We start from the raw sequence: 15,524 nt of genomic DNA, 5'->3' as shown, positions 1-15,524 counted from the left end.
GGTGCATACTTGCGCGACGCGGTACGTCACGATGGACTATCGCTACTGAAACCTACCCCCGGGCAAGCGGGGACCACGGAGGAGGACACGTGAGCGCGACCGCGGACCACGCGGACGGCAAGGGCGGGACGCCGAACATGGCATCCCGGCTCGGCCTGGAGGCCGGTTGGGTCGTTCAGGAGATCGGGTACGACGACGACTGCGACGACGACTTCCGTGACGCGATCCGGGAAATCACCGGGGAAGCGTTCGTCGACGACGACACCGACGAGGTGGTCGACGTCGTACTGCTCTGGTTCCGCGAGGACGACGGAGACCTGGTCGACGCCTTCTTCGACATCCTCACCGACCTGAAGGCCGGCGGGGTCGTCTGGCTGTTGACGCCCAAGGTCGGCCGCGACGGCTACGTGGAGACCAGTGACATCGCCGAGGCCGCCCCGGTGGCGGGCCTGGCCACGACCAGCACGCTGAGCGTCACCGAGGACTGGTCGGCGACCAAGTTGGTGGTTCCGAAGTCGGGCCGCCGGGGATGACGTCGCGGTGACCGCTGCCGTCGGCAGCCGGGCACCCGACCTCAGTGCGCGCAACCAGTACGGCGAGACGGTCCGGCTGAGCGACTACGCAGGTCTGCGGGACGTCGTACTGGTGTTCTATCCGTATGCCTTCAGTCAGGTGTGCACGAGCGAGCTGGCCGAGCTGCGGGACCGTCCGGAGCTGCTGGCCGCGGCCGAGTTCCTGGCGATCTCGTGCGATCCGATGTTCACGCTGCGGGCGTACGCCGAGGCGCAGCGACTGGAGTTCGGCCTGCTCAGCGACTTCTGGCCGCACGGTGCGATCGCGTCCGCGTACGGCGTCTTCGACGCGGACCGCGGTTGCGCCGTCCGCGGCACCTTCGTCGTGGACCGCACCGGCGTCATCCGCTGGTCCGTCGTCAACGCCATCCCGGAGGCCCGCAACCCCGACGACTACGCGAAGGCATTGGCCACCCTCAATCTCAGGTAGACTCCACCGGTCGTTTGATCCGGGCGGATAGCTCAGCGGTAGAGCGCTTCCCTTACAAGGAAGATGTCGGGGGTTCGATCCCCTCTTCGCCCACCTTGGACTGACACTCAGATCCCTCTCGGCCATCAGGTCGGGAGGGATCTTGCGCAGGGTGGAGTACTGCTACTCCTTGTCGAGGGTGCCGGTGACGTAGAGCAGGTCGCCCATGCGGATGTCGTCGTCGGTCAGGGGCGGAAGGTCGTTGGCGGCGAGCAGGTCTCGGACGGTGATTTCGGTCAGCGCCCAGCCGAGGCCGGTCAGGTAGGGCGCCGCCTCGTTGCGTTCACCGTAATAGCGCAGCCTTGCCATGTCGGGATCGAAGTTCTGGGCCCGCCAGCGTTCGGAGATGCGATTCAGGCGCGCCTTCGTCTTGTCCTCGTCGCCCGGTCTCGGGTTGGGCCTGCTTTCGGTGGCGAGCCGGCTTCCCGGCGAGCTGAGCTCGGTGATGACGTCCAGCAGGCGGTCCTGCGCGTCGGGCGGTAGATAGCCCAGCAGGCCTTCGGCGCTCCACGCGGTCGGCCGGGCTGGGTCGAATCCGGCGGTGCGCAACGCGGTGGGCCAGTCGTCGCGCAGGTCGACAGCGGCCACTCTCCGGTCGGCGGTGGGGGCAGCGCCCAACTCGGCCAGTGTGCGGGTCTTGAATTCGACGACCCGCGGCTGGTCGAGCTCGTAGACCACGGTCCCGGTCGGCCAGGGCAGTCGGTACGCGCGCGAATCCAGCCCCGAGGCCAGGATCACCGCCTGCCTGATGCCCGCGTTCGTCGCATCGACGAAGAACTCGTCGTAGAACTTGGTACGGATCTTGGCCACGTCGATGAAGATCTGCTCGACCAGGTCGTCGGGGGGAACCTCGCCTGCCGCCACCTGGGTGAGGAGGTCGACGCCGACCGCGCGGACGAGCGGTTCGGCGAACGGGTCGTCGATGAGTCGACGATCCGCGCGGGTCGCTATCGCCCGGGCCGCCGCGGCCATCGTGGCGGTCGCGCCGACGCTGGATGCCACGTCCCAGGTGTCGCCGTCGTACCTGGTGGATGTCATGTTCTGTCCTGTTTCTCTGGACTCAGATTCGGGTTCGAGAACCTTCGCACCCGTCGTCGACAGTTTGGTCGTCTCACCGGAGCGGCAGCGGTCCGAAGGTGTGGCTGGACCAGAGGCGTCGCGAGGTCTCCTCGGGGTAGGGCGCGACGCCGAGTGAGGGGCCGATGAGTGCGACCTGGCGTTGGGTGGCGTCGCACGGCGGCCAGCCGGGGGTGCCGGTGTGGGCGAAGGCGGTCCAGGCTGCGCGGAAGTGGTGGGAGACGGGCTCGGCGGCGTCCAGGAGGTCGGGGTCGAGGAGTAGGCCGAGTAGGTCGGGGTTGCCGAAGATCAGGGGGAGGTCGAGGCCGTGGCAAGCGCCCAGGCCGGTGTCGGGCCAGGTCAGTTCATAGGCGTATGCGCGGCCTCCGCCGGCGACCTGGGATTCGGCCAAGCGGTGGCTCGGCATGCGGAACATCCAGTCGGAGTGGACGAGCTCGTACAGCTGCTCGCCGGTCGCGTCCGGGTATGCCAGGCGGTAGCCGTCCGGCCCGAGGATGCGCAGCGCCGTCTCGGCGTCGTCGTCGGTCAGAGTGCCGAGGCGCCCGTCGGTCGCGAGCATGAAGCGGTACTCGTCCCGCGTGTGGCCGGCGAGCAGTTCCACGTCACGGCCGGCGCCGTCTGAGAGTGCGTCGTACGGCGTCCTCGGCAGGACCTCACCGTCGACGACCGGCGAGAACGCGATCCCGGTGTAGGCGATCGGGCCCCAGCGGTCGACGTACGGGAGCATCGCGGTGCTGAGTGCGTCGCTGGCGCCGACGAGCTCGTCGATCGGGACCTCGCGCAGGTCCTCCACCGTCGGCCTGCGGTCGAGGCGGGCCGCGATCGTGGTCATGATGTCGTCGGCCAGCGGCGGCGAGAAGAACGTCCCCGGCATGCTCTGCACGATCGCCCGGCGGAACAGCCCGGCCGCCCACGGCATCGCGAGCAGCGCAGCGATCGATCCGGCGCCGGCCGACTGCCCGAACACCGTGACCTGAGCGGGGTCACCGCCGAACGCGGCGATATTCGTGCGCACCCACTCCAGGGCGGCGACCTGATCGAGCAGCCCTCGGTTCGCCGGAGCACCCGCCAGCATCCCGAAGCCGTCCACGCCGAGCCGGTAGTTGAGCGTCACCACGACGACTCGACCCTCGCGCGCCAACCGGGCACCGTCGTACGACGGATCTCCGGACTGCCCGAACTGGTACGCGCCGCCGCAGATCCACACCATCACCGGGAGCGCGGCACCCGGCCCGAACTGCGGCGACCAGACATTCACCGTCAGCCAGTCGTCGCCAGTCGCCCGGTTCGAGGACGGTCCGAAGAACAGCGACTGCGGTGGCGGCGGTCCGAACGCCGCCGCCTCACGCACGCCGTCCCACGCATCGACGGACTGTGGAGCGGCGAATCGCAGCTCGCCCACCGGCGGAGCGGCGTACGGAATCCCGCGGAAAACGGCGACGCCGTTCTCGCTGCTGCCGCGCACCATCCCCGCGCTCGTGCGGGTCTCCGGGGCCTCGTCGGTCACGGGCCCATCCTCGCCGGATTGCGCGGTTGTGTCGCTCCTGTTTACGCAGCGGGCCGTATCGGAACCGGCCGTCGCTCGTTGTGTTCGGTGTCGGTGGAGCGATGGAATTCTTAACCATCGGCTGGTGAGAACGGACTCCACCAGGGCCGGTTGCGGCTGGTAGGGTTCACGGCTGTCGGTCGGCGCGATGACGCACCGGGTGCGCAGGTAGGTGCCTGGTCACAGCTTCGTTTTCGGCAGGCGAAAACGGGGCGTTGTCGTCGGTGAGAGCGAGACGGGTGTGCCCTGAGCCCGGCTCCGTCCAGTTGGGGAGGCGCGTGTCCGTGGGTCGCCAACTGGCTGGCGCCACTGCTGTCCCGCAGGTCTCCTCGCCTGCCCGCTGTGAGCACGCCCTGGTTGGTCCCGCGATGGTGGTGGGACCGGAGTGGTGAGAAGCGGTGTGGACCGGCCGGCGATCTCCACCGGACCGGCCCTGATGATTCCGGCCGGGTACCCACGGGACCTCCCGAGCGCACTTCTGCGGGCTGCCCGCGACTTCGGTACGGCGGGTGTGGTCGAGATCGGCCCGGACGGTCGCGAGACGAAGCTGGACTTCCCGACGCTGCTCGAGCTGGCCGCCCGGATACTGGCCGGCCTGCGGGCGAACGGCGTACGCGCCGGCGACCCTGCTGTCGTGCACTGCACTGAGCCGGTCGGGTTCTTCGCGTCGTTCTGGGCGTGCACGCTGGGCGGCATCCGGCCGTTGCTGATGGCGCCGAGTCCCGAGGGCGACCGGACCGAGGCGGGCCGGGAGCGGCTGCGCAAGGTCACGGACCTGCTCGGGTGGACCGTCCTGATCGGCCGCCCGTCCGACCTGCCGAACGACCTCGGCCTACCGGTGCTCGACCCGGACGCGATGGCCGGCCACGAGCCGACCTCCGATTTCCACCGCCCGGCCGCCGACGATGTCGCCGTACTGATGATGTCGTCCGGCTCCACCGGTGCGCCGAAGATCGTGCAGCTCACGCATCGCGGGCTGGTCGAGTTCGCCGCGGGTACGCCGGCGATGTTGCCGGTGCGGCCCGGACAGACCACGTTGAACTGGCTGCCGCTGGATCAGAGCGGTGCGTTCCTGCTGTACCACCTGCTGCCCGTGTTCACCGGATGCACGAACATCCACGTGAACACCGGCTGGGTGCGCTCGAACCCGCTGCGCTGGCTCGATCTGATGGACCAGCACCGGGTGAACCACTCGTGGTCGCCGAACTTCGGGTACCGCCTCGCGACCCAGGCGATCGCAGGGGAGCCGGACCGGCACTGGGATCTGTCGGCGCTCCGCAGTCTGGTCAGTGGTGGCGAGCAGATCACCGTGCCGGTGATGTCGGAGTTCTTGCGGCTGACCAATCGGTTCGGGGTTGTGCCGGAGACGTTTGTCGCCGCGTGGGGGATGACGGAGACGGTCACCGGGATCACGTTCGCGCGGCCTGGGCTGACGCCGAACGTGCATCGCGTCCGGATCCCGCCGACCGGCGCGGTCGAATGGGTGGACCAGCGGCCGGCGTCGGGGAAGGTCGCCGTTGCCCGACCGGGTAAGGCCCGGGCCGAGGCACCTGGTGTGTTGAGTCTGGTGTCGGTCGGTGCGCCGGCGCCGGGGACGACCGTACGGATCGTTGCCCCCAACGGTGCGGTGTTGCCGGAGGGGCGGATCGGGCAGCTGCAGGTCGCGTCGGCTCGGGTGACGCCTGGGTATCTGGGCAACCTGGACGCGGACCGGACCGCGTTCCCGATCGGGAACTGGCCGGCGCGGAAGTGGCTCGCGACGGGTGACCAGGGGTTCATCACCGGCGGGCAGGTCGTCATCACCGGCCGGGACAGTGAACGCATCATCATGTCCGGGAAGCTGTACTACGCCCACGACATCGAGACCGTGGCTGCGACGGCTGTCGGGGCTGAGCATGGATTGGTTGCTGCTTGCGGGATTGCGGACGCGGAGAGCGGGACCGACCGGTTGGTCGTGTTCTATGCGCTGACGCCGGAGTCGATCCCCGGGATGGACCAGGCGATCCGGAGTCTGATCCAGGGACGGCTGGGGCTGGTTGCTGAGGTTGTCGGCGTACAGCGTCGCGATTTCCCGACGACGCCTGGCGGAAAGATCCTCCGGCCGCTGCTCAAGCAGCGCTGGATCGACGGCACCCTGGAGTCCCCGCCTGGCCCCCACGTAGAGCCCGCCGGCGCCAGCTCCTACTCGGGCCCGACCGGCGAAGGCCCTTCCGCCGCGATGCCCGTCGTCACCGACGAGGACCCAGCCGAACGCACCACCGAACTCCCGGTAGTACGCCTGGCCTGGAAACGAACCCTCCAACAATCCATCCCCACCCCACCCCAACGCCCCACCCTCGGCGCCCGCCCCGACCCCACCACGCCCGACCCCCACCCCGCCAACCCCACGACAGAAGCCAAGCCCGCAAACCCCGCAGGCAACCCTCACCCCGCGGACCTCGCAGCCGATCCTCAGCCCGTCGACCGTACGACGGAAGCCAAGCCTGCAGACCCCGAGGCCAAGCCTCACCCCGTCGATCTTGCGGCCGATCCTCAGCCCGTCGATCTTGCGGCCGAGCCTCAGCGCGTGGATCTTGCGGCCGAGGGGCAGCTGGTCGATCGTGCGGTTGAGAGTGAGCCGATCGACCCGGTGGTTGATGAGCCAGCGGTCGAGGACCCGGCGGGTGGTGAGGTCTCGCAGTCGGTGGAGGAGCCGGAGTCTGGCGAGCAAGCAGACAACGAGCACGACGGCTACTTCGACAGCGCCGCCTTCGCCCGCAAACCCACCAACCCCGAACCACCCACCGAATCCACGAACACGAACCAGCAACCGTCCGCGGCAGACGCATCAACCGAAGCAGACGCCGAGCCCGCAGAGCCCGTCGCCCAGGAGCCCGCGCACCCGGCCGCAGAGACCGAGGCAAACGCAGAGCCCGCCGAGCCTGTCGCCGGGGAGCCCAAGCACCCGGTCGCCGAGACCAACGGCGAGGTCGCGCCCACCGAGACAACGGCCGCCGAGCCCGAGCCCGGGCAGATGCACGAGGCTGCTGCTGATGCCGAGTCCTCTGACCGGACCATTGAGGCTGACCCCGCACCGGAGGAGGAGACCCAGCTCCTCACCCGCATCAAGCTAGACGACGACCCCGAAGCCCAGCCCGCCCAGCAGGACACACAAGCCGCACTCGAGCACCAACCGCTCCCCGCCGAGGATGAGACCCCCGAGCATGTCCAGCCCGCGGCAGACCACAAGTCAGCCGACGCAAACGAGCAGCCCCAACTAGACGCCTCAGCCGACGAGAACAAGCAGTCCGAACAAGACGCGTCAGCCGACGAGGGCAACTCACCCAACGAAGGTAAGTCCGCCGCTGATGGCGGCCCATCCGCCGAGGACAACTCATCTACCGAAGGCGAGTCATCCACCAAGGGCAAGCCGGTCGGCGCGATCGAGCTGTCCGACGCAGGTGAGTCGTCCGACGAACAACAGGTCGTCGAGGAGCCGGCATCCGTCGAGGAATCCACTGCCGTCGATCGTCAGCCGGTGGCGACTGAGGTCACCCCGGGTGAGTCCGCCCCCCTCACCTCCTCGAAGGCCGACCCGGAGCCCGAGCCTGCAGACGGTGAGGCATCCGAGCACGCCCCCGAGCTCGTGGACGCCGACTCGGAGCCTGAATCGGTCGACGCAGAGGTGTCCGAGGAACCTTCCGAGTCCACGAATGAAGACCCGGAGCCTGAGGCAGCAGACGGCAAGCTGTCCGAGGAAGCCGCCGAGCTACTGGTCGCTGAGCAGGAACCTGAGCTCGCGGATGCCGACCAGGCGCTCGAGCTCGAGGTCACCGAGCTCGACCTCGAGGTCACCGAGCAGGAGCCTGAGCTCGGAGACGCTTCGTCTGAGCAGACTCAGTCGTCCGATGATGCTGTCAAGGCGGCGTCGCAGGACGAGCCGGAAGCTGATGCGGCTGCACAGCGGGTGGCGGGTGGAGAGAGCGGCCCACGAGCTGATGCGGACGGTGAGACCAGTACGGCGGAGGTCGTTGGTCTGGAGTCGTCTGTCGAGGGCGAAGCGGTAGTTGCTGCGGACGAGGAGTCGACGCCGACCGCACAGGATGAGGCGGAGGCGCAGAGCCCAACCGCTGACGGCGAACCTGTAGACGAGGTTGAGGCGGCCGCGGCTGAACAGGCCGCGGCGGCTGTGGAACCGGCCGCAGAAGTTGAGGGCGAGGGTGTCGGAGAGCCTGAGCCGGCGGGAGCAGAAGCCGAGTCGCAGGTAGCTGCGGAGAGTACGCCGACGCCGGATGCGCAGCTCCCTGCGGAGGATGAGCCGACTTCGTCTGCTGAGACGGAACCTGTTGCTGCAGGCGAGACCTCCCAAGAGCTGTCCGCGCAGTCGGAGGTCGAGGCGGAAGAGCCAGCCGACGACGAGCTAGACCCGGCGGCAGACGTCCAGTCGACGACCGCAGAGGCCGAGCCGGAGCCGGAGTCGGTTGGCGACGAACTAGCTGCCGCGGTCGGACCTGAGGCCGGGCTTGCTGCCAAGGACGAGGTGAAGCCGGCGGCGGAGGTTGAGTCGACGACCACTGAGGTCGGGGCGGAGCCGGAGTCGGCTGACGTCGGACCTGCTGCCGAAGTCGGACGTGAGGCCGGGCCTGCTGCCGAAGTCGGACGTGAGGCCGGGCCTGCTGCCGAAGACGAGGTGGAGTCGGCGGCGGAGGTTGAGTCGACGACTGCTGAGGTCGGGGCGGAGCCGGAGTCGGCTGACCTCGAACCTGCTGCCGAAGTCGGACGTGAGGCCGGGCCTGGTGCCGAGGACGAGGTGGAGCCGGCGGCGGAGGTCGAGTCGACGACCGCGGAGGTCGGGGCGGAGCCGGAGTCGGCTGGCGTCGAATCTGGTGCCGGGGTCGGGGCGGAGGAGACCTCTGCTGAGGTCGAGCCTGCGGCCGAGGTTGGTGCGGTGTCCGGGTCTGCAGCCGAGGCTGAAGTGGAGCCCGGGGCTTCTTCTGAGGTTGAGGGAGATGCGCGGTCGGAGAAGGCTGCGGCGGCTGGGGTGGGGACGGCTGTTGTTGCTGCGGCTGGGGCTGGGTTTGGGCCGGAGAGAGTTGCTCGGGCCGGCGTAGCGCGTGTGGTTGTGGCGGATGACGACGTACCTGTTGAGGACGGGGCGCCGGCTGGCGGTGGAGCCGACGCCGAAGTCAGCTCGGTTGCCCCGACTGAGCCGAAGCAGGTTGCCGAACCGGAACACGTCAGTGAGGACGAGGTACCCGCCGCGTCGGCCGAGGTAGTTGCTGCGCAGGACGAGGAAGCACCCGCCGCGCAGGCTGAGGAAGTACCCGCTGCGCAGGCCGAGGAAGCACCCGCCGCGCAGGCTGAGGGAGTACCCGCTACGCGGGGCGAGGGAGCACCCGCCGCGCAGGACGGGCAAGCACCCGCCGCGCAGGCTGAGGGAGTACCCGCCGCGCAGGGCGAGGAGGCCCCCGCCGCGCTGGACGAGGGAGCACCCGCTGCGCCGGACGGGGAAGTACCCGCTGCGCAGGACGGGGAAGCACCTGCCGCGCAGGTTGAGGTGGGACCTGTTGCGCACGACGAGCGAGGATCTGCTGCGCAGGACAGGGAAGCACCTGCTGCGCAGGCTGAGGTGGGATCTGCTGAGCACGACGAGGGAGCATCTGCTGCGCAGGTAGAGACTGCGCCTGCGGGTCAAGTGACTGCACCGGCTGCGATGAGCGCGCCCACGGCTCCTGGGACCGCGCCAGCGGCTCCCGTGAGCTCGTCTACGGGCCCCGTGTCCGCGCCGGCTGCCGCGACTGCGCCTGCGACTCCCGTATCTGCGCCGGTTGCTGTGGGTGCGCCAGGCTCTCCCGTCACCGCGCCTGCGACTCCCGTGGGTAGGCCGGCTGCTGTGAGTGCGCCAGCTTCTCCCGGCACCGTGCCGGCTGCGCCGGCTCCCGTGGCTGCGCCGGGTTCTGTTGCTGCGGCGGTGGCTGTGGTGGGGGTGGCTGGGCGGTTTCCGGGGGCTGAGACTTTGGAGCAGTTCTGGGACAACCTGGTGGGTGGGGTCGAGAGTGTTCGGCGGGTGGAGTTGGAGGACGGTGGGGAGGGGGCCGTCAGTGGGGTGCTGGATCATGTGGAGTCGTTCGACGCGAAGTTCTTCGGGTTGAGTGATCGTGAGGCCGAGTTGATGGACCCGGCGCAGCGGTTGTTCCTCGAGGTGTGTCATCAGGCGCTCGAGCACGGCGGGTACGCCGGAACCTCCAGCCGCGTCGGCGTCTTCGCCGGTTCGGGCATGAACCTCTACAACCGCCAGCACCAGTCCCGCGACTCGATCGCCACCCGCGTCGCCTACCGCCTCGGCCTCACCGGCCCCGCGATCGGCGTGCAGTCGGCGTGGTCTTCGTCGCTGGTCGCCGTACACCTGGCCTGCCAGGCCCTGCGTTCCGGTGACGCGGACCTCGCGCTCGCCGGTGCCGCCGCCGTACAGGTGCCGCAGGCAACGAGTCACCACCCGGACCCGGACTCGATCCTCTCGCCGAGCGGGCATGTTCGCGCGTTCGCCGCGGACGCCGACGGAACGGTCGGCGGCAACGGTGTCGCCGCCGTACTCCTCAAGCGCCTCGACCAGGCCGTCGCCGACGGAGACACCGTGTACGCCGTGATCCGCGGCACCGCGGTCAGCAACGAGGACGCGCCCGCGGGCAACGAGGTCGAGCGTGCCCTGGAACGGGCCGGATTCGAGGCCGACTCCCTCAGCTACATCGAGGCGAATGCGATCGGCAGTACGACGGGTGACGCGGCCGAGATCGCCTCCCTCACCACGGCCCTGCGCCGCCACACCGACAAGGTTGGCTTCTGCACGATCGGCTCGGTGAAGCCGAACATCGGCCACCTCGACAGCGCCGCGGGCATGGCCGGCCTGATCAAAACGATCCTCATGCTCCAGCACCGCACGCTGGTCCCAACGATCAACTACACAACGCCGAACCCGGACCTCGCCCTCGAGGGCAGCCCGTTCGTGATCGGCACCGACGTACGCGACTGGGAAGCCGGTACGACGCTGCGCGCGGGCGTCAGCGCCCTCGACGCCGGCGGCACCAACGCGCACGTGATCCTCGAAGAGGCGCCGCGCCAGATCCGTCGCGGCGACGATGGCCCAGTCGCACTCGCACTCTCCGCGCCCGACCCGGACGCGTTGGCCGACCTCGTCGAGCTGTACCGCACGGACCTCGACCACGGCACCGGCCACCGCCTCATCGACCTCGCCGGTACGGCGGCACTCGGCCGCCCGGCCCACCGACACCGGGTCGCGGTCGCCGGTGCCTCCGAAGCCGAACTGGTCGACTCCCTCGGCTCAGCCCAAGCCGCCGAGGTCCCGCGCGGCGGACCCGGCCCACTCGGCTACGCATTCACCGGCCAAGGCGCCGCCCGACGTGGCATGGCCGCTGGTCTCGCTGCCCGCTTCCCGGCGTTCCGATCGGTGCTCGACGAGTGCGACCGCGTCTACCACGAGGAAACTGGCGGCAGCCTGCTCGAACTGCTCCTGACCCCAGCAGGTACGTCGGAAGGCGTCTGGCCGACCGAGACCGCGCAACCCGCACTGTTCGCGTTCGAGCTCGCCCTCGCGCGACTCTGGCAGTCCTTCGGCGTACAGCCCGCCCTCGTGGTCGGCCACAGCGTGGGGGAGTACGCCGCTCTCTGTGTCGCGGGCGCGTTGTCGACGGCAGACGGCGTACGACTGACCGCGAAGCGCGGCGAGCTGATGCAACGGGGCACTGTGCCGGGCGCTATGGTCGCAGTCCGCGCGGACGCCGACCGGGTTCGCGAAATCGCGCAGACCACCGGTGTAGAAGTTGCTGCGGGCAACGGGCCGCAGTCGTTCGTGCTGACCGGCTCCGAAGTGATCGTGGGGCAGTTGGCGGAGCAGCTGGATCGGCTCGAGGTCTCCTGGCAACGGCTGGAGGTGGATCGGGCCTTCCACAGTTCGTTGGTCGACCCAATCCTGGCGGACTTCGCGGAGATCGTCCGCGGCATCACCCTCAAGCCCTTGCGTACGCCGATGGTCTCGAGCTGGTCGGGTGATCTGCTCGAATCCGGGACCGTGCTGGACGGTGACTACCTGGTCGGCCAACTGCGGCAGCCGGTGCTCTTCGGCGACGCCGTCGAGGCCGTGACCGCGGCGGGTTGCCGACGGTTCCTGGAGCTCGGCCCGGATGCCGTACTGAGTCCGGCCGGTCGCCGGATCGCGCCGAACAGCACGTGGATCCCCGCACAGCGGCTGGGCCAGGACCCGGTGCTCGCGACGATGAACGGTCTTGTCGAGCTGTACGAGCAGGGCACGGAGATCGCCTGGTCGAAGGTGTATCCGGACGGCGGTCGTGTGCCGTTGCCGACGTACCCGTTCCGGCGTGTGCATCACCCGGTCGACCCGTCCGTGACCGTCGGTGCGGTGGCCGCTGGTGAGACTGCTCAGCGGGTGCCGACGCCGTTCGAGCGGGCAGCCCGGGCTCAGACGGTCGTGTTCGAACCGTCAAGCGCGGCCGTGAAGCGGATCCCGCTGGATCCGCCGGACGAGTCGACCGCGGAAGACACCGTGGAAGAAACCGCGGACGAGTCGCCGTTCGCATTGCCGGCCGAGACACATGCGATCGACGCGGACTACCTGGCCCAGGCCGGTGCACTGTCCGGCGACGAGGTGTCGGCCGAGCGCTACCGCGAGTCGCTCGACGCGGTCCTCGACCTGACGTGTGCGGAGCTCAACCTCGACCCGTACGACCTCACCGTCGACCACACGTTCGCCGAACTCGGCGCGACGCCCGCGTCGATGGCGCCGGTGATCGACGAGATCAACACCCGCTTCGCGGTCGAGCTCAGCCCCGACGAGCTCTTCGGTCTGTACACAACACCTCACAAGCTCGCCACCGCCGTCGCGATCGTTGCCGAAGACAACGAGCCCGCCCTACAGGAGTCCGTCGAGCAACCAGAAGCGATCGAACTAGGAGTAGTCGAGGTCGACGAAGTTCCGGAGCCCGAACCCGAACCAGAGCCGGTCCGGGATCCGCGCGCAGCCCTTGCAGTACTGGGATCAGGCCTCGCCGAACTGGCCGCGAAGGTAGACGAAGCAGCGGCCGCCACCAGCGAAGCGGAACTACCAGGCAGCGGAATGGCCGCGCTGATGTCGCAGCAGCTCCGCGTCGCCGGACAGCTCGTCGACGGTGTCACCCAGCTGATGCGCGAGCAACTGTCGCTGCTGAACGAGAACACGCCGGAAGCCGCACCTGCAGCAGAGCCCGACCCGGACCCGGCCGAGAAAGTGGCCGAGACAGGGGCCGAGACAGTGGCTGAGGCAGCACCGGAGACCGCAGCCCAAGCTGAGGCCGCCCGCCGCCGCGACCTCGCCTACTGGGATCTCGCCCTCTCCGGCGCCGAGCCGCTGGTGCTCCCGGCCGACCGGGTGCGACCGGCGGCGGAGCCCGGCGTGGCGTCGGTGAAGCAGGAGCTGGACGAGGATCTCGGCGACGCGGTGTTCGTGTTCAGCCGGGAGCGGAAGGTCAGCCCGCCGATGACGATGCTCGCGGCGGTCGGCACCGTGCTCGGGCGGTTCGCGGCACAGGACGACGTGACCATCGGTTCCGCGTTGATCCGCCCGCAGGCCGACACCTCCACCACGACCCGTCGCGCACTGCCGCTCCGGATCGACCTGTCCGGCGAGCCCGACCTCGGTGAGCTCGCGCAGCGGGTCCGCGACGTCACGTCCGGCGCGTTCGACCACGCCGGCACGGATCTCGGCATCCTCGAACGCGAGCCGCTCTTCCAGATCCTCGTCGAGTTCGAGGACGGCGACGACGAACTCCCACCAGCCATTGACCTCCGGCTGCGGCTGACTCACCACGGCGCCGGCATCACCTGTACGGCGGACTACCGGCCGGCGCTGTTCGAGCAGAGCACGATCGACCGGCTGCTCGCCTACCTGGAAGCGGTGTTGCGTCGGGCAACGACCCAGCCGCGGCTCCGGCTCCCCGACCTCATGCACCCGATCGAGGCCGACCTGGAGAAGCTCCGCGAACTGGAAGGCGAGGTCGAGCCGACCGGCCTGCTCGGTCGCGTCCGCCGGGACGCCGTCGTCGCCGGTGAACTCAGCGGACTGCACACCCTCTTCGAGCAGCAGGTCTCCCGTACGCCGGACGCGATCGCCCTGATCCAAGGTGATCGTGAACTCACGTACGCCGAACTCGACCGCCGGTCCAACGCGGTTGCCTGGCAGCTGACGGATCTCGGCGTACGACCTGGCCAGCTCGTTGCGGTGAGAGTTGCCCGCGGCACCGAGTTGGTCGTCGCAGTGCTCGCCGTACTCAAGTCCGGTGCGGCCTACCTGCCGCTGGATCCCGGCGTACCGGAGTCGCGCTGGGCGTTCATGGTCCAGGATGCGTCGGCGGTGGCGCTGGTCGGTGACGACGCGGGGCTGGCGGATCGGCTCGGGTTGAGGCTGGTCCAGGTGGCTCCGACGGGCGGGGACCCGCGGTCGCGGCAAGCGCCGCCGGTTCGGGCCGCGGCCGATGATGTTGCCTACTGCATCTACACGTCCGGCTCCACCGGGAACCCGAAGGGTGTCGTGGTCCCGCATCGCGGTCCGGTCAACCTGGTTCGGCACTATCTGCGGACCCGGCGGTCGCTGCGGACGTTGCAGTGGACGTCGTTCGGGTTCGACGTACATGTGCAGGAAATGTTCACCACGCTGGCGTCGGGCTCTGCGCTCGTACTGATCGGCGAGGACGACCGGTACGACCCGGACGCGGTGATCGCGGCGCTGCGGGATCACGGTGTCGAGCGGCTGTTCATGGCGTTCAGTCCGTTGACGGCGTTGCTGGCGACGATGCGCCGGCTGCCCGAACTGCCGGCGCTACGCGAGATCGTCGCGGGCGGTGAGGCGATGGTGCTGACGCACAAGGTGCGGGACTTCCTCGACGCGCATCCGGAGTGCGCGCTCTTCAACGAGTACGGGCCTGCGGAGGCGTCGATCGTCACCACGATCCACGCGGTCGACCCGGCCGAGGACCGGCCGTCGATCGGGCGTCCGGTCGAGGGTGTCGTCGTACGTCTGCTGGACGAGGCGTTGCGGCCGGTGCCGGTTGGCGCGGTCGGCGAGATCCACCTCGGTGGGGCGGCGATCGCGCAGGGGTACATCGGCCGGCCGGAGGAGACCGAGCGCGCGTTCGTACCGGACCCGGGGCATCTGGGCGGGCGGTTGTACCGCAGCCGGGATCTCGGCCGCTGGCGTGTGGACGGGACGCTGGAGTACCTCGGCCGCGCGGACGACCAGGTGAAGATCCGCGGACACCGGGTCGAGCCGGGCGAGACCGAGCATGTGCTGGCCGACCAGGCCGGCGTGGTCGACGCGGTGGTGGTCGCGTGCGCGGACCAGGGCGGCGAGACCTGCCTGATCGGGTACGTCGTCCTGGACGACAGCGATCCCGCGGTCCTGGCCCGGCTGATGCTTGACCTGGGCAAGGAACTCCCGATCTACCTGGTCCCGGCGGACCTGATCCCGATCGAGGAGCTCCCGCTGGACGACAACGGCCGGCTGGATCGCAGCCGCCTCCCCGAACCGGAATGGCTCCGGCCCTGATTCCGGCCGGAAGGCCGACCCAGGCCCGCGGCGAGTAGCGGGCCCAGGTCGGGGAGAGCTCCCGGCCTGTCTAGGCCGGGACTTCGGTTCTGCAACGTGGACGGGGGGTCAGGTTCGGTGGTAGCCCTCCCGCAACCACCGTCCTCCGTCCACGATGCAGAACCCGCGTTCGATCCTCACCCTCCTGAGGATCGATCGCACTCCACGCCGGCCGGAGGACCAGTGATGAGGCACTGGCGCCGGCAGGCACGGAGCAGATCATGAGCGCAA

Annotated in this window: 5 protein-coding genes and 1 tRNA gene; 4 read left to right on the top strand and 2 right to left on the bottom strand. The window is 69.6% G+C overall.

Going from position 1 to position 15,524, the window contains the following annotated elements; translation table 11 throughout:
• Nucleotides 1-89 precede the first annotated feature (89 nt).
• The 3 genes from AB0L70_RS17390 to AB0L70_RS17380 all read left to right on the top strand — a co-directional run bounded on the left by AB0L70_RS17390 (nt 90) and on the right by AB0L70_RS17380 (nt 1,095).
• Complete coding sequence (locus AB0L70_RS17390) at nt 90-533, top strand: DUF3052 domain-containing protein (protein WP_363685035.1); 444 nt, start codon at nt 90-92, stop codon at nt 531-533.
• Nucleotides 534-540: 7 nt separating this feature from the next.
• Entirely contained in the window at nt 541-1,002 is a 462-nt protein-coding gene (locus tag AB0L70_RS17385; protein ID WP_363685033.1) for a peroxiredoxin, read from the top strand.
• Nucleotides 1,003-1,023: 21 nt separating this feature from the next.
• A tRNA-Val gene (locus tag AB0L70_RS17380) sits at nt 1,024-1,095 on the top strand.
• Nucleotides 1,096-1,164: 69 nt separating this feature from the next.
• Here the strand turns inward: AB0L70_RS17380 and AB0L70_RS17375 are convergent.
• Both AB0L70_RS17375 and AB0L70_RS17370 read right to left on the bottom strand, forming a co-directional pair.
• Nucleotides 1,165-2,079 (bottom strand): class I SAM-dependent methyltransferase, encoded by a 915-nt coding sequence (locus tag AB0L70_RS17375; RefSeq protein WP_363685031.1) that lies wholly within the window; start codon nt 2,077-2,079, stop codon nt 1,165-1,167.
• A gap of 73 nt (nt 2,080-2,152) precedes the next feature.
• Complete coding sequence (locus AB0L70_RS17370; protein WP_363685029.1) at nt 2,153-3,625, bottom strand: carboxylesterase family protein; 1,473 nt, start codon at nt 3,623-3,625, stop codon at nt 2,153-2,155.
• A 427-nt stretch (nt 3,626-4,052) separates the two neighbouring features.
• Between AB0L70_RS17370 and AB0L70_RS17365 the strand changes: the two genes are divergently transcribed.
• Entirely contained in the window at nt 4,053-15,254 is an 11,202-nt protein-coding gene (locus AB0L70_RS17365) for an amino acid adenylation domain-containing protein (protein WP_363685027.1), read from the top strand.
• Nucleotides 15,255-15,524 lie beyond the last annotated feature (270 nt).

The sequence above is a fragment of the Kribbella sp. NPDC051952 genome (assembly GCF_040680855.1).
Classification (GTDB): Bacteria; Actinomycetota; Actinomycetes; order Propionibacteriales; family Kribbellaceae; genus Kribbella.
Note: the sequence above shows the minus strand (reverse complement) of the source record. Positions and strands in the feature narration are given on the sequence as shown.

Excerpts from the sequence above, each read along its gene's own strand:
- AB0L70_RS17375 (WP_363685031.1), bottom strand. The coding sequence starts at position 2,079 with ATGACATCCACCAGGTACGACGGCGACACCTGGGACGTGGCATCCAGC.